General features: G+C 67.6%; 24 protein-coding genes. 3 read left to right on the top strand and 21 right to left on the bottom strand.

The window, feature by feature from the left end:
• Nucleotides 1-59: 59 nt before the first annotated feature.
• The 13 genes from B2J89_RS10490 to B2J89_RS10430 all read right to left on the bottom strand — a co-directional run bounded on the left by B2J89_RS10490 (nucleotide 60) and on the right by B2J89_RS10430 (nucleotide 11,004).
• On the bottom strand, nucleotides 60-1,535 hold the full coding sequence (locus B2J89_RS10490; RefSeq protein ID WP_169169028.1) for a DegQ family serine endoprotease: 1,476 nt from the start codon (nucleotides 1,533-1,535) through the stop codon (nucleotides 60-62).
• 101 nt (nucleotides 1,536-1,636) lie between these two features.
• Nucleotides 1,637-2,620 (bottom strand): MucB/RseB C-terminal domain-containing protein, encoded by a 984-nt coding sequence (locus B2J89_RS10485; RefSeq protein ID WP_371736200.1) that lies wholly within the window; start codon nucleotides 2,618-2,620, stop codon nucleotides 1,637-1,639.
• Between the two features lie 125 nt (nucleotides 2,621-2,745).
• A complete protein-coding gene (locus B2J89_RS10480; protein WP_169169027.1) occupies nucleotides 2,746-3,360 on the bottom strand; it encodes a sigma-E factor negative regulatory protein in 615 nt (204 codons plus the stop codon).
• Between the two features lie 27 nt (nucleotides 3,361-3,387).
• Nucleotides 3,388-4,023, bottom strand: coding sequence for an RNA polymerase sigma factor RpoE (rpoE, locus tag B2J89_RS10475; protein WP_169169026.1), 636 nt, complete (start codon nucleotides 4,021-4,023; stop codon nucleotides 3,388-3,390).
• Between the two features lie 13 nt (nucleotides 4,024-4,036).
• Nucleotides 4,037-4,540 (bottom strand): hypothetical protein, encoded by a 504-nt coding sequence (locus B2J89_RS10470; RefSeq protein ID WP_169169025.1) that lies wholly within the window; start codon nucleotides 4,538-4,540, stop codon nucleotides 4,037-4,039.
• A gap of 92 nt (nucleotides 4,541-4,632) precedes the next feature.
• Nucleotides 4,633-5,877 carry a beta-ketoacyl-ACP synthase II gene (gene fabF, locus B2J89_RS10465; protein ID WP_169169024.1) on the bottom strand — a complete coding sequence of 415 codons (1,245 nt, stop codon included), beginning with the start codon at nucleotides 5,875-5,877 and terminating at the stop codon, nucleotides 4,633-4,635.
• Nucleotides 5,878-5,923: 46 nt separating this feature from the next.
• Nucleotides 5,924-6,163 (bottom strand): acyl carrier protein, encoded by a 240-nt coding sequence (gene acpP, locus B2J89_RS10460; protein ID WP_027995239.1) that lies wholly within the window; start codon nucleotides 6,161-6,163, stop codon nucleotides 5,924-5,926.
• A gap of 103 nt (nucleotides 6,164-6,266) precedes the next feature.
• Complete coding sequence (gene fabG / locus B2J89_RS10455; RefSeq protein ID WP_169169023.1) at nucleotides 6,267-7,013, bottom strand: 3-oxoacyl-ACP reductase FabG; 747 nt, start codon at nucleotides 7,011-7,013, stop codon at nucleotides 6,267-6,269.
• Nucleotides 7,010-7,960, bottom strand: coding sequence for an ACP S-malonyltransferase (gene fabD, locus B2J89_RS10450; protein WP_169169022.1), 951 nt, complete (start codon nucleotides 7,958-7,960; stop codon nucleotides 7,010-7,012). The genes fabG and fabD overlap by 4 nt, the downstream gene beginning before the upstream one ends.
• Nucleotides 7,961-8,020: 60 nt before the next feature.
• On the bottom strand, nucleotides 8,021-8,998 hold the full coding sequence (locus B2J89_RS10445; protein WP_169169021.1) for a beta-ketoacyl-ACP synthase III: 978 nt from the start codon (nucleotides 8,996-8,998) through the stop codon (nucleotides 8,021-8,023).
• Nucleotides 8,998-10,050, bottom strand: coding sequence for a phosphate acyltransferase PlsX (plsX, locus tag B2J89_RS10440; RefSeq protein ID WP_169169020.1), 1,053 nt, complete (start codon nucleotides 10,048-10,050; stop codon nucleotides 8,998-9,000). Before plsX ends, B2J89_RS10445 begins: the two co-directional genes overlap by 1 nt.
• Nucleotides 10,051-10,166: 116 nt before the next feature.
• Complete coding sequence (gene rpmF / locus B2J89_RS10435) at nucleotides 10,167-10,349, bottom strand: 50S ribosomal protein L32 (protein ID WP_169169019.1); 183 nt, start codon at nucleotides 10,347-10,349, stop codon at nucleotides 10,167-10,169.
• A 103-nt stretch (nucleotides 10,350-10,452) separates the two neighbouring features.
• Nucleotides 10,453-11,004, bottom strand: a complete 552-nt coding sequence (locus B2J89_RS10430; RefSeq protein WP_169169018.1) for a DUF177 domain-containing protein — start codon at nucleotides 11,002-11,004, stop codon at nucleotides 10,453-10,455.
• 25 nt (nucleotides 11,005-11,029) lie between these two features.
• Between B2J89_RS10430 and B2J89_RS10425 the strand changes: the two genes are divergently transcribed.
• Both B2J89_RS10425 and B2J89_RS10420 read left to right on the top strand, forming a co-directional pair.
• Nucleotides 11,030-11,629 (top strand): Maf family nucleotide pyrophosphatase, encoded by a 600-nt coding sequence (locus tag B2J89_RS10425; protein ID WP_169169017.1) that lies wholly within the window; start codon nucleotides 11,030-11,032, stop codon nucleotides 11,627-11,629.
• On the top strand, nucleotides 11,626-12,420 hold the full coding sequence (locus B2J89_RS10420) for an SAM-dependent methyltransferase (protein ID WP_169169016.1): 795 nt from the start codon (nucleotides 11,626-11,628) through the stop codon (nucleotides 12,418-12,420). Before B2J89_RS10425 ends, B2J89_RS10420 begins: the two co-directional genes overlap by 4 nt.
• Nucleotides 12,421-12,435: 15 nt before the next feature.
• Here B2J89_RS10420 and B2J89_RS10415 read toward each other — a convergent pair whose 3' ends face one another.
• Nucleotides 12,436-13,254 carry a ZIP family metal transporter gene (locus B2J89_RS10415; RefSeq protein ID WP_169169015.1) on the bottom strand — a complete coding sequence of 273 codons (819 nt, stop codon included), beginning with the start codon at nucleotides 13,252-13,254 and terminating at the stop codon, nucleotides 12,436-12,438.
• A 240-nt stretch (nucleotides 13,255-13,494) separates the two neighbouring features.
• On the bottom strand, nucleotides 13,495-14,391 hold the full coding sequence (locus B2J89_RS10410) for a dienelactone hydrolase family protein (RefSeq protein ID WP_169169014.1): 897 nt from the start codon (nucleotides 14,389-14,391) through the stop codon (nucleotides 13,495-13,497).
• Nucleotides 14,392-14,573: 182 nt separating this feature from the next.
• Between B2J89_RS10410 and B2J89_RS10405 the strand changes: the two genes are divergently transcribed.
• Nucleotides 14,574-15,464, top strand: a complete 891-nt coding sequence (locus B2J89_RS10405) for an NAD-dependent epimerase/dehydratase family protein (protein WP_169169013.1) — start codon at nucleotides 14,574-14,576, stop codon at nucleotides 15,462-15,464.
• Nucleotides 15,465-15,614: 150 nt separating this feature from the next.
• Here the strand turns inward: B2J89_RS10405 and B2J89_RS10400 are convergent, their stop codons facing one another.
• From B2J89_RS10400 to B2J89_RS10375, 6 genes are all read right to left on the bottom strand, one after another.
• Nucleotides 15,615-16,115, bottom strand: a complete 501-nt coding sequence (locus B2J89_RS10400) for a flavodoxin family protein (protein WP_169169012.1) — start codon at nucleotides 16,113-16,115, stop codon at nucleotides 15,615-15,617.
• Between the two features lie 4 nt (nucleotides 16,116-16,119).
• Complete coding sequence (locus B2J89_RS10395) at nucleotides 16,120-16,752, bottom strand: glutathione S-transferase family protein (RefSeq protein ID WP_169169011.1); 633 nt, start codon at nucleotides 16,750-16,752, stop codon at nucleotides 16,120-16,122.
• 34 nt (nucleotides 16,753-16,786) lie between these two features.
• On the bottom strand, nucleotides 16,787-17,662 hold the full coding sequence (gene yghU, locus B2J89_RS10390) for a glutathione-dependent disulfide-bond oxidoreductase (protein WP_169169010.1): 876 nt from the start codon (nucleotides 17,660-17,662) through the stop codon (nucleotides 16,787-16,789).
• Nucleotides 17,663-17,850: 188 nt separating this feature from the next.
• A complete protein-coding gene (locus B2J89_RS10385) occupies nucleotides 17,851-18,243 on the bottom strand; it encodes a YkvA family protein (RefSeq protein ID WP_169169009.1) in 393 nt (130 codons plus the stop codon).
• Between the two features lie 73 nt (nucleotides 18,244-18,316).
• The gene (locus B2J89_RS10380; RefSeq protein ID WP_169169008.1) at nucleotides 18,317-18,622 is read right to left on the bottom strand and encodes an AzlD domain-containing protein; all 306 of its coding nucleotides are present in this window, start codon (nucleotides 18,620-18,622) and stop codon (nucleotides 18,317-18,319) included.
• Nucleotides 18,619-19,321: AzlC family ABC transporter permease (locus B2J89_RS10375; protein WP_169169007.1), on the bottom strand; the 703-nt coding region annotated here is incomplete at its 5' end. The genes B2J89_RS10375 and B2J89_RS10380, both read right to left, overlap by 4 nt.

Below are 19,321 nucleotides of genomic sequence, written 5' to 3'. Positions count from 1 at the left end.
CTGGGCCTTTCTTATATGAAGCCTGAGTCCCCTGCCGCTAGGGCCTGGGCCGGCACCTGTCACCGAGTCGGTCGCATCAGCGCGTACTGCGCCCATTCACCGCGCCGGAACAGCACATTCACGGGCTTGTTCTTGTCGGCCTTCGCCAGCGCGGCCTCCAGTTCCTTGAGGCTGGAGACCTCGGTGTTGGCAATCCCCAGGATCACATCGCCCTCGCGCAGACCGGCGCGCGCGGCCGCGTCGGTGGCGGCCTCCACACGCACCCCGCCCTTGAGCTTGAGGTCCTTCTTCTGCGCGTCGCTCAGTTCGGAGACCGACAGACCCCATTGCTGCGCCAGCGCCGAGGCCTTGGGCTTGGGCTTGGCTTCGCGCTCTGCGGCCTTGCGCACCGGCGCTTCGGGTTCGATTTCGGCGATGATGATGGCAAGATCGCGCGCCTTGCCACGCCGGAAGACGGTGACGGTGCTCTTGGTCCCCGGCTTGGTGTTGCCCACCATGCGCGGCAGGTCGCTGACCTTGTCAATCGGCTTGCCCTCGAAGCGCGTGATGACATCCCCGGCCTCGACGCCGGCCTTTTCCGCGGGCGAGCCCGACTCAACCCCGGTCACCAGCGCTCCCTGTTGCTTGCCCAGCCCCAGCGACTCGGCCACATCCTTGCCCACAGGGCCAATTTGCACGCCGATGCGCCCGCGCGTGACGCGCCCACTCACGCGCAGTTGCTCACTCACGCGCATGGCTTCGTCAATCGGAATCGCAAACGAGATGCCCATGAAGCCGCCCGAGCGCGAATAGATCTGGCTGTTGATGCCGACCACTTCGCCGCGCATGTTGATCAGTGGACCGCCCGAATTGCCGGGATTGATTGCCACGTCGGTCTGGATGAAAGGCAGGTAGTCGCCCGTATCGCGCTGCTTGGCACTCACAATGCCCGCTGTCACGGTGTTTTCGAGCCCAAACGGCGAGCCGATGGCCATGACCCATTCACCGACCTTCAGGCGCGACAGTTCGCCGATCTTCACAGCAGGCAGGCCGGTGGCCTCGATCTTGACCACGGCCACGTCGGTGCGCTTGTCGGCACCGACGATCTTGGCCTTGAATTCGCGCTTGTCCGTCAAAGTGACCAAAACCTCTTCCGCACCCTCCACGACATGGGCGTTGGTCATGACATAGCCATCGGCGCTCAGGATAAAGCCCGAGCCCACGCCGCGCGGCTGCGGCTCCTCTTCCGGCTGCGAGCGATCGGGGCGCTGCTGCCGCGGCATGTTGGGAATGGGCACGCCGAAACGCCGGAAGAACTCCAGCATGTCCTCGTCCATGCCATTGGCACTGCCGCGCGCCGCCGCCTTCTCCACCGTGCGGATGTTCACCACCGACGGCCCTACCTGCTCCACCAGATCGGTGAAGTCCGGCAAGCCACGCACTGAAGCGGGCTGGGCATAGGCCGAGCCCACAGGCACGGCGGCCATGCCAGCCACCACAGCGAACACGCCGGCCAATGCAAACGAGTGCACCGTCTTCCAATCGATCTTCTTCATCAACGACCTTTCAAAAATCCAGGGAACCATGCGCGCCTCGGGCGCCTGGCATTGTGAAACCCAGCTTCGCAATTGGTTCCGCATCGCGGCGGACCCGGTTCTCAGCGCTTGCGCTCCAGCCGGGACGCAAACAGCTGCAGGGTTTCGAGCGGCACCTCGCCCACGGCCGTGACCCAGAGGTCCGCGCCCAGGCGCTGCGCCAGCGTGTGCGTGGCCCCCATGCTCCACTGCCCGCCGACGTGGCGATGGGGGTCGTAGACGTCGAGGAACAGCGACACCGTCGCCAGCCCGTCCGAGTAAATGCACTGCAAGGCGCTCCCGCCCTCGCCCTCTTGCCCGGCGCGTGCCCCGTGGTGGTAGCAGTTCAGCGGCACGAACCCATCGACAGGCTGGCGCAGCACCCAGCCATGCTCGGCCGCAGACGTCTTGCGCCGAGGCACGCTGACCACTTGGTAGCCGGTCGTGTCGTCCATCATGCGGCGCAGCGGCTGCAGGCGCACGCGCGCATTCAGGTCAATCTCTGAAAAGGCCACCTGCTCCAGCACCTGGCCACCGGGCTCGAGGGTCTGGATTTTGAGCACCAGACCGGATTCGCGCTCACTCCAGATGCGGTAGCCGAAACGCAAGGCGTCCCTCGGCTTCAGCCACAGCACATCGGCAGCCATGCCCGCCACACGCTCGCCCGCAAGGCGCTGCGCGCTGTAGAAGCTGGCCACATCGGCGCCCCCGGCTCCAGGCAATTGCGGAAAGGCGCCGGCGTGCTCCCGCTGCTCCGAACGCGCGGCGCGCGCCTGGGGCCAGAAGGTGCGCACTTCGTCGTTGTGGCGGTAGGTGATGCGGGGCGTCCCCGTCAGGGCCTCGACGCGCTCCATCTGCTGCGTGCCCATGCAGGCATGCACGATGCGCGAACTGGCCATGGCACCCGAAGCGGAAGACACCACAAAGGTGCCGATATAGCTGCGCGTGCGCGACGCGGTGTGCCAGCGCTCAATCCATTGCGCGATGTCTTCCTGAGCGGAACCGGGCAGTGCTGCTGCAGCCGCGGTTGCAGGCGCAGACGCAGGTGCGGCCCCCAGTGGGAGCACAGCACCGCCGGCTGCGATCCCAACGGCGGCCCAGCGCCAGAACTCCCATGAACTGTGTCTCGCCTGCCTGCGCGCGCCGCGCAGCGGATCGGGGTGCGCTCTCACGTCTTCACGTGGGCCAGCGGTCAACGGGCCGGCGCCTCGAAGGTGGCATTGCGCAAGAATCCTGCCGGCATTTGCAACGCGGAGGTGCCACCAAACTGCTTGTGCGCAGCCAAGAGTTCATCCAGGCGCGGGTCACGGAGCATGACCTGGGGTGCCTGGTTCTCTGCCACAGCCACAGCGGCCTGCTCGGGCGCCGGTGGCGCAGCAGCGAGTCGCGCGCCCGACGGGCCGCCGTTCTGCAAGGTGTCCCAGGAGTTCCAGCCGACCGCCAGCACCACCGCCATGGAAGCCAAGCCCGCCGCCATCTTCCAGCGAAACACCGAGGCGTTCGCGGCCTCTGGCATGGCAGCGGAGGGCTCGGCAATCTGCTGCAAACCCGCATGCACCGGCAAGGGGCGCAGGGGCTGGGGCTCGCGCGCCAACTGCTGCTGCAGCCGGTTGAGAAAATCAGCGTTGCCAGCATGGCGGGCCAGTTCGGGCGAGCGCAGCACATCCCCTACCACATGGTAGAGCTCCCATGTCGCCAGCCCATCTGCCGAATGCGCGAACTGCAGGGCATGCGCCATCTCCTCGCCCTGAAGCTGCCCGTCTGCCAAGGCAGAGAGCTGTTCTCGTTGGTCCAAAATTTCATTCATGGTGTCACCTGTCAACCCATTTGGCACTTACCACCGCTTGCCCGTCTGGTTCTCCAGAAGCGGCCGCACACGCACCGAAATCGCCTCGCGCGCTCGAAAGATGCGCGAGCGAACCGTGCCGATCGGGCAGGCCATCGCGGTGGCGATTTCTTCATAGCTGAGACCCTCAATCTCGCGCAGGGTCACCGCCTGGCGCAAGTCTTCGGGCAAAGCGTCCATGGCCGCATTCACCGCTGCCGCAATTTCTTGCGCGGCCAGCACGGTTTCTGGGGTTTCGTCGGTGGTTAGTTCGTGGCCGAGGCGCGAAGTTTCATCTTCATCGTCGCCACCGCGCAAGGCGCCTTCGTAGACCACCGGGTTGCGCTTGAGGTCCATCAGCGCTTTCTTGGCGGTGTTGACGGCGATGCGGTACAGCCAGGTATAGAACTGGGCCTCGCCACGGAACTGGTGCAGGGCCCGGTAGGCGCGGATAAAAGTTTCCTGCGCAATGTCCTGTATCAAATCGGTGTCGCGGACCATGCGGCCAATGAGCCGCTCTATGCGCCGCTGGTACTTGATGACCAGCAACTCGTACGCCCGCTGGTCGCCCGCAACCGTGCGCTCGACGAGCTGAAGGTCGCTGTGGTCGGCAGCGGGAGGATCGGCGGGAGGCAAAACGGTCATGGATAAGAGAGTGTCATGCCTGGGGGCCGCTGCGCGGGCCGTGGCTGGAAATATCTCCAGCGCCCTGCCTGGCGCGCGAATATACCGCACGGCGCAGCTCTCCCCAATGCTCGGGCGCGCTGCGCTGCTCCAACCACAACCAGTGCGCGCGGACGGGATGTGGCAGCACCGGTTGCAACCGCACCCACAGGCAACGCTGCAGATCGAGATGGACTTGTATCGTCGCTGGGGATGCAATGGCCCCTGCAGGGGCTTCCAGGCTCCAGTGGCTGCCGTTCCATGCCAGCGTGGCCGGTCGCCAGCTGCACCAGAAATGCAGGGCCAGGGCACAGCACCCCAGCCACAGCACGCCGGCCGCTCCCACCATGGCATTGCGCGTCCCGGCACCCCAGAGCGCCCAGGCGAGCAGCGCCAGAAAGCCTGCAGTTGCATATGCCACCAGCGCCCAGCCGAGCCAGACACCGCGCGCCACGGGGTAGCGCACGGCGGGTGCATGGTGGCGGAGAAAAGAAGACATTACGCCGTCAGTCGGCCCACGCCGCGATTCGCATGCAGCGAGCGGCACAAGACCTGAGGCAGCGCCACCCGCAGCGGGTGCGCCCCCGCGCGTCAAACGCGCTTGAAGACCAGCGTGCCGTTGGTGCCGCCAAAACCGAAGTTGTTCTTGACGGCCACATCCACCTTCATGTCCCGCGCGGTATTGGCGCAAAAGTCCAGGTCGCACTCTGGATCCTGGTTGTCCAGATTGATGGTGGGTGGCACCTTCTGGTGGTACAGCGCCAGCACCGTGAAGATGCTCTCGATACCGCCGGCGCCGCCCAGCAGGTGGCCGGTCATGGATTTGGTGGAGCTGACGACGGTGCGCTTGGCGTGGTCGCCCAGTGCGGCCTTGATGGCATTGGTTTCGTTGATGTCGCCCAGCGGAGTGGAGGTGCCATGCGCGTTGAGGTAGTCCACCTGGTCGGCGTTGATGCCGGCGTTGCGCAGCGCGTTCAGCATGGCACGGCGCGGGCCATCCATGTTGGGAGCCGTCATGTGCCCGGCATCGGCACTCATGCCGAAGCCGCTCAGTTCCGCGTAAATCTTGGCACCGCGGGCTTTGGCGTGCTCATACTCTTCGAGCACCATCACGCCCGCACCTTCACCCAGCACAAAACCGTCGCGGTCCTTGTCCCAGGGCCGCGATGCCGCCTTCGGGTCGTCGTTGCGCGTCGAAAGGGCGCGCATGGCCGCAAAGCCGCCGATGCCCAGCGGCGAGACGGTCGACTCCGTCCCACCGGCCACGACCACGTCGGCATCGCCGTATTCGATCATGCGACCGGCTTCGCCGATGCAATGCAGCCCTGTGGTGCAGGCCGTGACAACCGCCAGATTCGGCCCCTTGAAGCCAAAGCGCATCGACACATGCCCAGCCACCATGTTGATGATGGAAGCGGGCACGAAAAAGGGCGTGATGCGGCGCGGTCCCCGGTTCGCATACTCGGCGTGGGTGTTCTCGATCAGCGGCAAACCGCCAATGCCCGAGCCGATCACGCAGGCAATGCGCGTGGCCAGCTCTTCATCCAGCGCCTCGCCCGTGGGCAGGCCGGCATCCGCTACAGCCTGCGCTGCTGCGGCAACGCCGAAATGAATGAAGGAATCCATGGTGCGCGCCTCTTTGGCGCTCATGTAGGACTCCAGATCAAAACCCTTGACCTCGCCGGCAATCTTGCAGGAGAAATCCGACGCATCGAACTTCGTGATGAGGTCAATGCCGGACTGGCCAGCGAGGATGTTGGCCCAGGCCTCGGCCACCGTGTTACCCACGGGGCTGACGCAACCCAGGCCGGTCACGACGACGCGACGACGGCTCATGCAAAAAAACCTTGTGCTAAACGCGAGGACGGGCGCGGGGCGCCGCTCAAGCCTTGGGGTGGGTGGTGGCGTAATCGATGGCGTTTTGCACCGTCGTGATCTTCTCGGCGTCTTCGTCCGGGATCTCGATGCCGAACTCGTCTTCCAGGGCCATCACCAGTTCGACCGTGTCGAGCGAGTCGGCACCCAGGTCGGCCACGAAGGCTTTTTCATTGGTGACTTGAGACTCTTCCACGCCGAGTTGTTCGGCGATGATTTTTTTGACACGTGCTTCGATATCGCTCATGGTTTCCCTCTGGGGGTTGTGAATAGATCCGCGATTCTAGCCGGTTCAGGGAGTGCCCCTTGAACGGCCCGCCGTACGGATGGCGCGGCGTGGGTTCTGCCAATTACATGTACATGCCGCCATTGACATGCAATTCCTGCCCTGTCACATAGCCCGCTTCGGGAGATGCGAGGTAGGCAACGGCATGCGCAATGTCGGCGGGGTGGCCCAGATGGCCCAGCGGAATCTGGTCCTGCAGGGCCTTTTGCTGCGCTTCGGGCAACTTGGCGGTCATGTCGGTGTCGATGAAGCCGGGCGCCACGCAGTTGACGGTGATGCCCCGGCTGCCCAGCTCGCGCGCCAGGGCGCGGGCCATGCCGGCGACGCCGGCCTTCGCGGCCGCGTAGTTGGCCTGCCCGGGGTTGCCCGAGGCACCGACCACGCTGGTGATGCTGATGATGCGGCCAAAGCGCTGCTTCATCATGGGCTTGATGGCGGCGCGGCTGACGCGGAACACGGCCTTGAGGTTGGTGTCGAGCACCGCATCCCAGTCGCCGTCCTTCATGCGCATGGCCAGGGTGTCGCGCGTGATGCCGGCGTTGTTCACCAGCACCTGCAGGCCGCCCTGCTCCTTGACGATGCCGTCGATCAGCGCATCCACGGCCGGACCGTCGTTGACATCGAGGGCCGCGCCGCGGCAGCCGGGGTGGCCGGCCAGCGCTGCAGTGATGCGCTCCGCGCCTTCGGGTGTGGTGGCGGTGCCAATGACCTGGTAGCCGCGCACGGCCAGTTCCAGGGCAATGGCCGCGCCAATGCCGCGCGATGCGCCGGTGACCAGCGCCACGGGCGCCTTTGCAATGGATTCGCTCATGCCAGCAGTTCCTTGACTTCGGTGAGGGTGGCCGGGTCGTACAGCGCCGCGCCCACCAGTTCGGCGTCGATGCGACGCACCAAGCCCGCCAGCACCCTGCCGGGGCCGCATTCGACCAGATGGGTGATGCCGCGGCCCTTCAGGGCCTGCACACACTCGACCCAGCGCACGGGCCCGAAAGCCTGGCGGACCAGCGCATCGCGGATGGCGTCGGCGTCCTGCTGCACGGCCACGTCGATGTTGTTGAGCACCGGGATCTGCGGCGCGGCCAGCGCCGTGGCGGCCAGCGCCACGCGCAGCTTTTCAGCGGCGGGTTTCATCAGGCTGGAATGGAACGGCGCGGAGACCGGCAGCGGCAGCGCGCGCTTAGCGCCGGCGGCCTTGAGCACTTCGCAGGCCTTCTCGACGGCGGCCTTGCTGCCGGCGATCACGGTTTGCGAGGGGTCGTTGAAATTGACCGCCTCGACGACTTCAATGCCGCTTTGGCCCATGGCGCTCGTCACCTCTGCACAACCAGCCATCACTTTTGCAGCATCGAGGCCCAGGATGGCGGCCATGGCCCCCGTGTCCACGGGCACGGCTTCCTGCATGGCGGCGGCGCGCAGGCGCACCAGCGGGGCGGCCTGCGCCAGCGTCAGCACGCCCGACGCCACCAGCGCCGAATACTCGCCCAGCGAGTGCCCGGCCACAGCGGCGGGCAAGGCGCCGCCCTCGGCGCGCCAGACGCGCCAGGCGGCCACACCGGCCACCAGCATTACGGGCTGGGTGTTGGTGGTCAGCGCGAGCTGCTCCTTGGGGCCTTCGTGGATCAGGCGGCCCACGTCTTCGCCCAGGGCGTCGGACGCTTCCTGCAGCGTCTGCACGACGGCCGGGTGATCGCCCCAGCCATCGAGCATGCCCACGGCCTGCGATCCCTGGCCCGGGAAGACAAATGCAAAAGACTTCATGGTCGTTCTGGAAATAATGACAAAAAAAGGCCCTAGCGCTTGCCAGGCAAGCGCTAGAAGCTACAACTTCAGGAGCACGGCACCCCAGGTAAAACCGCCTCCCACCCCTTCCAGCAGCAGCGTCTCGCCCTTGCACACCTGGCCCGAGCGCACGCCGTGGTCCAGCGCCAGCGGAATCGACGCGGCCGAGGTGTTGCCGTGCTGGTCTACCGTGACCACGACCTTGTCCATGGACAGCTTGAGCTTGCGCGCCGTGCTTTGCATGATGCGGATATTGGCCTGGTGCGGCACCAACCAGTCGATGTCGGCCTCGGCCAGGCCGGCCTTGTCGAGCGCGGCGCGGGCCGCGCTCTCGAGCAGGCCCACGGCCAGCTTGAACACCGCCTGGCCATCCATCTTGAGCAGCGGATCGCCCGTGATCTTGCCGCCCGAGACATGGCCGGGCACGCACAGGATGCCCACGTGCTTGCCGTCGGCATGGATGTCGCTGGCCAGGATGCCGGGCTCGTCCGAGGCTTCCAGCACCACGGCACCGGCGCCGTCGCCAAACAGCACGCAGGTGGTGCGGTCGTCAAAGTCCAGCAGGCGGCTGAAGATTTCGGAGCCCACCACCAGAGCCCTGCTGGCGGTGCCGGCGCGGATCATGGCGTCGGCCACCGTCAGCGCATAGACAAAGCCGCTGCACACGGCCTGCACGTCGAACGCCGGGCAGCCATTGGCGCCCAGCTTGTGCTGCAGGATGGCAGCGGTGGACGGGAACACCATGTCGGGCGTGGACGTGGCAACGATGATCAGGTCGATGTCCTGCGGCTCCAGCCCGGCCGCCTTCAGCGCGTGGCGCGAAGCGTCCAGGGCCATGTCGCTGCACGCCACATCGGGCGCGGCGAAATGGCGCGCACGGATGCCCGTGCGCTCGACTATCCATTCATCGGAGGTTTCGACGCCCCGCGCAGCCATCTCGGCCACGAGGTCGGCATTGGTCACCCGGCGTGCCGGCAGGTGGCTGCCGGTGCCGGTAATACGTGAGTAGCGTTTCATCAATGTGGCGCCGGCGCCGCGCCGCTGTCTGCAAACGCATGTTCGGGCAGCAAGAAAGGCGCTGCACTGGCAATGCGGTGGCGGACACGGTCCAGCAGGTTGTTGCGGGCTGCATCATACGCGCGGTTCAAAGCGGTCCCAAAAGCCACTTCGTCGGCAGACCCATGGCTTTTGAAGACCAGGCCGCGCAATCCCAGCAAGGCTGCACCGTTGTAACGGCGGTGGTCTACCTTGTCTTTGAACGCAGATAGCACCGGATAGGCAACGATCGCGGCCATTTTGGTGAACACATTGCGTGAGAACTCCTGCTTGAGGAATCCGCCCACCATGCTCGCCAAGCCCTCGCTGGCCTTGAGCGCCACATTGCCAACAAAGCCGTCACAGACCACGATGTCGGTCGTTCCCTTGAAAATGTCGTTGCCTTCGACATTGCCATAAAAATTCAACAGGCCGGAGTTGCCAGCCGTACGCAGCAAATCGCCCGCTTTTTTGATTATTTCGCTGCCTTTGATCGCTTCTTCACCGATATTGAGCAAACCGACGGTCGGCTGCTCCTTGCCTTTGAGGACCGAATCCAGCGCCGACCCCATAACGGCGAACTGCAGCAGGTGCTGCGCGCTGCAGTCGACATTGGCCCCCAGGTCGAGCACCGTGGTGGCGCCGCCCTGGGCGTTGGGCAGCTGGCTCGCGATGGCCGGCCGGTCGATGCCGTCGAGCGTCTTGAGCACGTAGCGCGCAATCGCCATCAAGGCGCCGGTGTTGCCCGCAGACACGGCGGCGCTGGCAGCGCCGCTCTTGACCTGCTCGATGGCCACGCGCATGGACGAATTCTTCTTGCGGCGCAGGGCCACCTCGACAGGGTCGTCCATCGCCACGACTTCGCTGGCGGGCACCAGCGTGGCGCGCTCGTGCACAAAGCCTTGCAGCGCCTCGGGCAGTCCCACCAGCAGCAGCCGCGCATCGGCATGACGCTCCAGAAAATGGCGGCACGCCGCCAGCGTGACGCGGGGGCCGTGGTCGCCCCCCATGCAATCCACAGCCAGGGTAATCATCGAAGGTGTGTCTGGCCGCTCGCGCGGCCCAAGTTGAAAGTGCAGCGCACAAAACAAAGGCCCGTGCTACATATACAGTAGCAACGGGCCCCGGCGATCGAAGCTCGTGAAACGAATCAGGCTTCGGCCTTGTTCTTCAGCACCTGGCGGCCACGGTAGAAACCGTTGGGGCTGATGTGGTGGCGCAGGTGGGTTTCGCCCGTGGTGGGTTCCACCGCGATGCCGGGCACATTCAGTGCATTGTGCGAGCGGTGCATGCCGCGCTTGGAGGGAGATTTTTTGTTTTGCTGAACGGCCATGGTCGGCTCCTGGTCTGAAAAAGGGGTGGGTAAAAACGCGATCAGCCCATTCAAAAGACACAAGGGGATTCGCGCGAAGCCTTCAATTATATCCGAAGCTGATTTAGCTTCCGGGCTTGTCGACGCGCAGTGACGCCAGGGCCGCGAACGGATTGGGTTTTTCGGCGCTTGCGGCCTCGAAATCGTCCTCGCTGGAGGCCATGGGCACGGCGGTGGGGCACACGTCGTGGCGCGGCACCACCGGCAAGGCCATCAGCAGCTCGTCCTCGATGAGCTCGTGCAGATCGAATTCGCGGCTCAGCGCCAGCAGGTCTTCCTCGACGTCGTCGTCCAGCGCTTCGGCCGTGGCCTCGTCGGCGACGAAGCGAAACGAGCGATCGACCTCCAGGGGCACGTCCACCGGCGTCAGGCAGCGTTGGCACACCATCGGGAACGACGCCTGCACCTTCAGGTGCAGCCACAAATCGCTGCTGTCGCCAGCCAGCGCCCGCAGCTCGCCGCGCGCCTGCCAGTCCACACGCAAATCGGGGTGAAGGCCCTGCGCCTCTTGCGCCAGGCGCTCGTATTGGAGCAGGGAATCGTGTCCAGCCAGCTGTGCGCCCGCCTGCGCAAAGGCCTTGACATCCAGCCGGGCGGGTGAGTAGTCCTTGGTCATGCACGCAGTGTAAGAGAATCAAGGCATGCACGATTTCGTCTCCCCACAGCGCCCCCTGGTTTTGGGCTCGACCTCCCCCTACCGGCGCGAACTGCTGCAGCGCCTGCGCCTTCCGTTCAGCGTTTTGGCTCCCGATGTCGATGAAACCCCGCAACCAGGCGAGGCGCCGCGCGAGCTGGCACGGCGCCTGGCGCTGGCCAAGGCGCGCGCGGTGGCTGCGCAGCAGCCCGGCGCCGTGGTGATCGGCTCCGACCAGGTGGCCGACCTGGCGGGGCATGCGCTGGGCAAGCCGCACACGCACGAACGCGCGCTCGCCCAGCTCCGCCTCATGAGCGGCCACAGCGTGGTCTTCCAGACCGCCGTGGCCGTGGTGTGCCAGGCCACGGGCTTCGAGCAGGTGGACCTGGCGGCGGTCACCGTGCGCTTTCGCTCCCTGGCCGAGGACGAGATGGAGCGTTACCTGCGCGCCGAGCAGCCCTACGACTGCGCCGGCAGCGCCAAGAGCGAGGGCCTGGGCATCAGCCTGCTCGACGCCATCGACAGCGACGACCCCACCGCGCTGGTCGGCCTGCCGCTGATCCGCACCTGCCGCCTGCTGCGCGCCGCCGGACTGGTGCTGCCATGAGCGCGCCCGCACCCGCCGCCACTGCGCGCGGCACGCTGTACCTGGTGCCCGCGCCGCTCGATTTCGGCTGCGACACGCAGATGCCGCTGCAGCACAGCCTGCCCGACGCCACGCTGGCCACCGCAGCGCGGCTGACCCACTGGGTCTGCGAAAACGCCAAAAGCGCCCGCGCCTACCTCAAGCGCGTGGACGCCGTGCACCCGCTGGCCCTGCCGCTGCAGGAGCAAAGCATCACCGAGCTGCCGCGCGAAGTGCACAAAAAAGGCGACCACGGCGGCAAGGGCGCGGCCGTGTTCGATGCCCGCCCGCTGCTGGCTGCGGCTGTGGCCGGGCACGACATCGGCCTGGTCAGCGAAGCCGGGATGCCGGCCGTGGCCGACCCGGGCAGCTCGGTGGTGCGCGCCGCGCACGAGCTGGGCATCGCGGTGGTGCCGCTGGTCGGGCCGGTGTCTCTGCTGCTGGCGCTGGCCGCCAGCGGGCTGAGCGGGCAGAGCTTCGCCTTCGTCGGCTACCTGCCGCAGGATCCCGACGAGCGCGCCCAGCGCATCCGAGCCCTCGAAAACCTGGCGCTCAAGAGCGGCCAAACCCAGCTGTTCATTGAAACGCCCTACCGCAACGCCGCGCTGCTACAGGCGCTGCTGCACACCCTGCAGCCGGCCACGCGCCTGTCGGTCAGCAGCGGCCTGACGCTGGCCAGCGGCCACACGTGCAGCCAGAGCGTGCAGCAGTGGCGCCACCGGCCCGCGGGTCCCGACAAGCACACGCCGGCGGTGTTTGCCATCGGGCGCTGAGGCGGCTGCGGCCGCTCAGTGGCCGTGCCCCAGGTGGCTGACCAGCGTCACCACGCCCATGCCGGTCAAGAGCATCGCAACCTGCAGGGCGGTTTCGCGCACCGACAGGCGTTTTTGCAATTGCGGAATCAGATCGGCCAGCGCGACATAGATAAAACTGCTCGACGCCACCACCAGAAAGTACGGCAGCCAGCCGTGCAGCCGCTCCAGCAGAAAGTAGCCGGCCAGGCCGCCCAGCGCGGTCACCGCGCCGGCCAGCGACACCTTGACCAGCGCCACGCGGCGGTTGGCGCTGCTTTGCAGCAGCACCACCAGGTCGCCCATGTGGTGCGGCACCTCGTGCGCCAGCACCGACGCGGCGGCAATCAGCCCGAGCCGGAGGTCGGCCACAAAGGCCGAAGCAATCAATACGCCATCGCCAAAGCAGTGCACGCTGTCGCCGGTCAGCACCGTCCAGCCGCCCAGGCGCACCGTGCCGCCGCCCTCATGGCGGTGGCCATGGGTGTGATCGCCATCGTGCCCGTGGCCCGGCTGCGCATCGCCGTGCTCATGCCCGTGGTGCCACAGCTCGGCCTTTTCGAGCATGAAAAAGAACACCACGCCGACCAGCAAGGTCGCAAACAGGTCTTGCGCGCTGGCCGGGCTTTCAAACGCCTCGGGCAGCAGGTGCATGAAGGCCGTGGCCAGCAACGCGCCCGCGGCCAGGCTCAGCAGATGCCGCGGCCCGACGCTGCGGGAGCCGCCTGCCAACCCGGCGCGCAAAAGCCACGCGGCCAACCACACACTGCCAATGCCCGCGGCCAGAGTGGCCAAAATGATTGCTATTAATGTCATAGCTGTACGCGCTTACCCTGTATGGCCTAGAGGCCTTTTTTATTGAAAATCAATACCCTGCCGCCATCTGCCGCGCCGATCCCATCGGCACCAAAAAAGCCGCCCTGCCTTGGCGGGGCGGCTGTGTCGTTGCAGCCTGTGCCTGCACCGCGCTTGCGCGGCGCATGTCAATGCGGCGGCATCATCCCACGCGCCAGGCGCGGCCGCCGCGCAGCGCGGTGCAGAAAGAGCGCCGGCCCGTCATGCGACGCCATGCGTTTTGAACCAGGCCAGCGCCCGCTTCCACCCATCCTCGGCCGGTCCCGGGCGGTAGCTGGGGCGGTAGTCCGCGTGAAAGGCATGCGAGGCCTCGGGGTAGACCACGAACTCGGACGCCTTGGCGGCGGCAGAGCCCTGGACCAAATCGGCTTTCATCTTATCAACCGTGTCAAGGGGGATGCCGCCATCCTGCCCGCCATAGAGCCCCAGCACCGGCGCCTTGAGAATGGGTGCGATCTCCACCGGGTGCTTGGGCGTGACCGCGCTCGGGCTGCCCACCAGGCGCCCGTACCATGCCACGGCCGCCTTGACGGGGCCGTGCGCCGCATACAGCCAGGCGATGCGCCCGCCCCAGCAAAAGCCCGTAATGCCGACGCGCGCCGCGTCGCCGCCATGCGCCGTGGCCCACTGCACGGCACCGTCCAGGTCGGCCATGACCTGGGCGTCCGGCACCTTGGACACCACCTCGGCCATCAGCTTGGCGATGTCGCTGTATTGGGCCGGATCGCCTTGGCGCGCATACAGCTCGGGCGCAATCGCCAGGTAGCCGGCCCGCGCCAGGCGGCGGCAGACATCGGCGATGTAGGTGTGCACGCCAAAGATTTCCTGCACCACCAGCACCACCGGCAGGCCGGTCTTGCCGGCCGGCGCCGCGCGGTAGGCAGGCACCTTGAAACCGTTGACCTCGTAGTGCACGGTGCCCGCGTCCAGCCCGTCCGCGGGCGTGACGATCGCCGTTTGCGCCATCAGCGGCGCGGCGGCGGCGGCATAACCCAGGCCCAGCGCGGCCTGCAGCGCGGTGCGCCGGGTGGCGCCGGCTTCGGTGCTGCGGCCCGGCAGCAGGGAATGGACATCGGCGCGGAGGTCGTCAAACGGCATAGCTGGGTCTCCTGAAAAAAAGCGCGTGGGCGCGGAACATGGACGCGCCAGTCTAGGGGTCGAGCGCAATTGCGCCAACACGGATCGCGCCGCACGCCAACGCGCGGCGGTCTCCCTTGCGCCCCCACTGCCGCCCAAACCGCGATATCGTGCGGGTTCACGCCTCCTGTCTGGGGAACACCATGCGCATCCTGCTCACCGGCTCGACCGGCTTCATCGGCCACACCCTGCAAGCGGCGCTGGAGCGCGCGGGGCACAGCGTGCACGGCGGCGTCTCGCCGCGCCGCAGCACGCTCCAACCCGGCCAGGTGCCGACGGACTTTGTGCACGACACCACGGCCGCCGCCTGGCTGCCGCGCCTGGCGGGCATGGACGCCGTGGTCAACGCCGTCGGCGTGCTGCGCGACACACGCGAGCGCCCTATCGACGCGGTGCACCGCGACGCCCCGATCGCGCTGTTCGACGCCTGCGCCGAGGCGGGCGTGCAGCGCATCGTGCAAATATCCGCACTGGGCATTGAAGGCAGCAGCACACGCTACGCCCAGACCAAGCTGGCCGCCGAGGCGCATTTGAAAGGCCTGGCAGCGCAGAACCGCCTGCGCCCGGCCATCCTGCGGCCCAGCGTGGTGTTCGGCAAAGGCGGCGACAGCAGCGCGCTGTTCATGAACCTGGCGCGCCTGCCGGTGGCGCTGTTTCCCGGTGCGGTGCTGGACGCGCGCGTGCAGCCGGTGTCGGTGCACGACCTGGCCGCCGCCGTGGTCGCCCTGCTCGGCCCCGCCATGGAACAGGTCGGCACCATTGAATGCACCGGCCCCGAGCCGCTGACCATGGGCGCCTTCATTGCTAGCCTGCGCCAGCAACTGGGCCACCCGCCGGCCATGGTGCTGCGCCTGCCCCAGCCCCTGACGGAACTGAGCGCGCGTTTGGGCGACGCGGTGCCGCAGTCCCCCTGGTGCAGCGAGACCCTGGCGATGCTGGGCAGCGACAACGTGGGCCATCCGGCGGTGTTCGAGCGGCTGCTGGGGCGCCCGGGCGTGCATTACAGCCAGCTGGTGGCGACCGCCTGGCGCTGAGCCCGCACCGCGGGAGTGGCCCCTGGGCTGGCGGCACCCGCGGCGCGCGGCGCACAGCGCACAGCGCACAGCGCACCCCGGAGATTTTGAATCAAACAGGCCACAAACGCTTTCCACGCCAGCGCAAGAAGCTATCTAATCGATAGCACACTAGAACACCCCGAGCACCAGCCCTGCCGCCAGCGCCGCCCCCAGCGCCCGGCAGCGTTCCAGGTCTTCGGCACCGATCTGCTTGGGCGCCAGGATCGCCTCGGGTGTCTGGGCGTGGGTGCACACGATCAGCGGCTCGGCCACGCTCCGGAGGCGCCAGCCGGTGGCGATGCGCTCGATCTGCCGCGCCGCGTTGCTGCCGTCGCTGCCCGCACACACCAGGCTGGCATACGGGCGGCCGTTGACCTGGTCAAGCACGGCGTAGTAGCTGCGGTCGAAAAAGTCCTTGAGCTGCCCGCTCATCGCCGCCAGATTCTCGGGCGTGGCGAAGACCATGCCGTCCGCCGCCAGCACGTCCTGCGGCCCCGCCTGCGCGGCATGCAGCAGCCGCACCGCGCAGCCCGCTTCGGCCGCGGCACCGGCGCGCGCTGCTTCGGCCATCTGGCGCGCGCCGCCGGTCACCGAGTGGTAGACGACCAGCAGCGTCTTGGCTGCGCCCATGCGGCTACAGCGCCATCGACGGCCTGGCCGCCATGGCCGTGCGCCAGCGCAGCACGTGCGGGTGCTGCTCGCTGGGCTTGATCTTGACCGCGCGCGCAAAGTCCACCGCCACCACGGCGGTGATGTCGGCCGCGCTGAACCGGCCCGCGGCGACGAAGTCGCGGCCCGCCAGACGCTCGTTCAGCAGCACGAAAAACTGCGCCACGCGGGCCAGGCCGCGCTCGGCGAGCTGCGGAATCTGCGGGTAGTTCACCGTTCCCGGCAGCGCCCGGTTGGCCATGGCCGGCGCGCTGTTGCGCAGCGCCTCGGCAATCGCGAGCAGCCCCTCGAATTCCATGCGCCAGTTCCAGCTGGCGATGTCGGCCTTTTCCTCGGGCGTCTCGCCCAGCAGCGGCGGTTCGGGAAAACGCGCTTCGAGGTACGCGGTGATGGCAGCGTTGTCGGTCAGCAGCGACCCTTCCTCGGTGCGCAAGGTCGGCACCGTGCACTGCGGGTTGATGCGCCGATAGGCCTCGCCCAGCTGCTCGCCACTGCGCAGGTCCACCGCCACGGTGTCATAGGCGACGCCCTTCTCGGCCAGAAAAATGCGCGCCCGGCGGGGGCTGGGCGCCGTGGCGCAGTCGTACAGGGTGATCATGGGCAGGCCTTTGCAACGGTGGAAAGACAAACGGTCAAGAAGACGCGGCGAGCTTGTCCTGCGTCTGGGTGTCGAAGTCGCTGGCGTCGTGGCGCTCGTGCAGCTGGCTGGCGGGCTCGCCCCAGGTGCGGTTGACCTTGCGGCCGCGCTGCACGGCCGGGCGCTGGGCGATCTGGTCGGCCCAGCGCACGACGTGGGTGTACTCGTGCACCTGCAAAAATTCGCCCGCTTCGTAGAGTTGGCCTTTGGCCATCGCGCCATACCACGGCCAGATCGCCATGTCGGCCACCGTGTAGGCGTCGCCCGCCACAAACTCGTGCGCGGCCAGGCGCTGGTTGAGCACGTCCATCTGGCGCTTGACCTCCATCGCATAGCGGTCGATCGCGTACTCGATCTTGGTCGGCGCGTACGCATAGAAATGCCCGAAGCCACCGCCGAGAAACGGCCCGCTGCCCATCTGCCAGAACAGCCACGAGAGGCACTCGGCCCGCTCGGCGCCACTCGCCGGCACAAACGCGCCGAACTTCTCGGCCAGGTACAGCAGGATCGCGCCCGACTCGAACACCCGCACCGGCTCGGGCCCGCTGCGGTCCATCAGGGCCGGAATCTTCGAGTTCGGGTTGACCGCGACGAAACCGCTGCCGAACTGCGCGCCCTCGCCGATCGGAATCAGCCAGGCGTCGTACTCGGCACCGCTGTGGCCGAGCGCCAGCAGTTCTTCGAGCATCACCGTGACCTTGACGCCGTTCGGTGTGGCGAGCGAATACAGCTGCAGCGGGTGGCTGCCCACGGGCAGCTCCTTGTCGTGCGTGGCGCCGGCGACGGGGCGGTTGATGCTGGCGAACTTGCCGCCGTTGTCTTTGTTCCAGTGCCAGATGGCGGGTGGGGTGTAGTCGGACGGATCGGTCATGCAGGGACTCCTCAGGGCACAGCGGGTGGAGGCGGTGGCTGTGCGGCCACATGCGGAATGAGTGTACCGACGCCGCTTCTTATCTGCACCTGCGGCAGCGAAACGCCCCCTGTGCGGTCTGGCCAAGCTCTGGAGCAGGGGACACCTTGCGATGCAAGGCGGCCGGCGGGGCGCCCAACGTGAGCGGCCTAGGGACGCGGTCCCAGCCAATACCACGCCGCAGCGCCTGCGGCCAGCCACAGCGCCACGATGAGGACCGCGCCGGCCCGGCTGCGGGGCTTGGCGCCTTTCGCCTGCATCCACGCGTCTGCTTGGGCGCGGCATTCCGCGAGGACTTCCGGCGGCAAGAGCCGGATGGTCAGCCAGATAAGGCCCGGGAGCAGCAGAACATCGTCGACATAGCCGAGCACGGGGATGAAGTCGGGAATCAGATCGATCGGGCTGAGCGCATACGCCACCACGAACACCCCCAGGGCCTTGGCATACCAGGGCGTTTGGGGATGCCTGCCGGCAAACCACAGCGTGACGCAGTCGCGTTTGACCCGCCTGGCCCAAGCTTTCAAATGGTCGCGGGTGCGCATGGGAACTGCGTTGGACGCCGAATACCGTCTTGGTGGATTGCGGAGGTGGCCGCATCCGGTCCCGCCGGCCGCCTCATCCCCACCACCGCACCAGTCCCGCCGCCGCCGCGCCCAGCACCACCACCAGCAGAAACGGCAGCCGCAGCCACAGGGCGAGCGCCGCTGCCGCCAGGGCCGCCAGGCGCGCATCGAGCACCAGGGCCGTCCCCGAGGCAAAGGTGTTCATCACCGTCAGCGCCGACAGCAGCGCCACCGTGATGGCGCCGGCCACGCGGGCCATGCGCGGGTTCTGCAGCCAGCGGGCGGGGACGGCGTAGCCGGCCCACTTGGTCAGGTAGGTGGCGGCGCAGGCCAGCAGGATCGCGCTCCACAGCGTCATGGCGCGCCCTCCCCGTCTGCGGAGGCGGAAGGCGCCGGGGCGGGGGCATCGGGGCTGCGCACCCACCAGCCCCAGGCGGCGCCGACCCCGGCGGCCAGCAGGATGGGCAGGCCGGGCGGCACCAGCGGCACGGCCAGGGCGGTGGCCACACCGCAGACGACGGCCAGCGCCACGGGCTCGCGCTGCGCGAGGCGCGGCCAGAGCAGGCCGAGGAACGCGGCCACGGCGGCGCCGTCGAGCCCCCAGCGGCGCGGGTCGCCCAGCGCGTCGCCCAGCATGGCGCCGAGCAGCGTGAACAGGTTCCAGAGCAGGAAGACGCCCACGCCGGCCGTCCAGAAGCCGCGCAGCTGTTCGTCCGGCGCGGTCTGGCCCGAAGCGGTGGCGGCGGATTCGTCGATGGTCAGTTGCGCGGCCACGGCCTTGCGCCAGCCGGTGGGCGCGAGCATGCGGTTCATCTGCATGCCGTAGACCGCGTTGCGCACGCCCAGCAGCGCGGCGGCACCGAGCGCGGCCGAGCCCGCACCGCCGCCGGCGATCACGCCGATGAAGGCGAACTGCGAGCCGCCGGTGAACATCAGCAAACTCAGCGCCATGGTCTGCCCCACCGTGAGGCCGGCTGCCACCGCGAGCGCGCCGAACGAGATGCCGTAGAGCCCGGTGGCGACGGAAATCGACAGGCCCATGCGCACGGCGGGGGTC

The organism is Acidovorax sp. SRB_24 (genome assembly GCF_012931925.1).
Note: the sequence above shows the minus strand (reverse complement) of the source record. Positions and strands in the feature narration are given on the sequence as shown.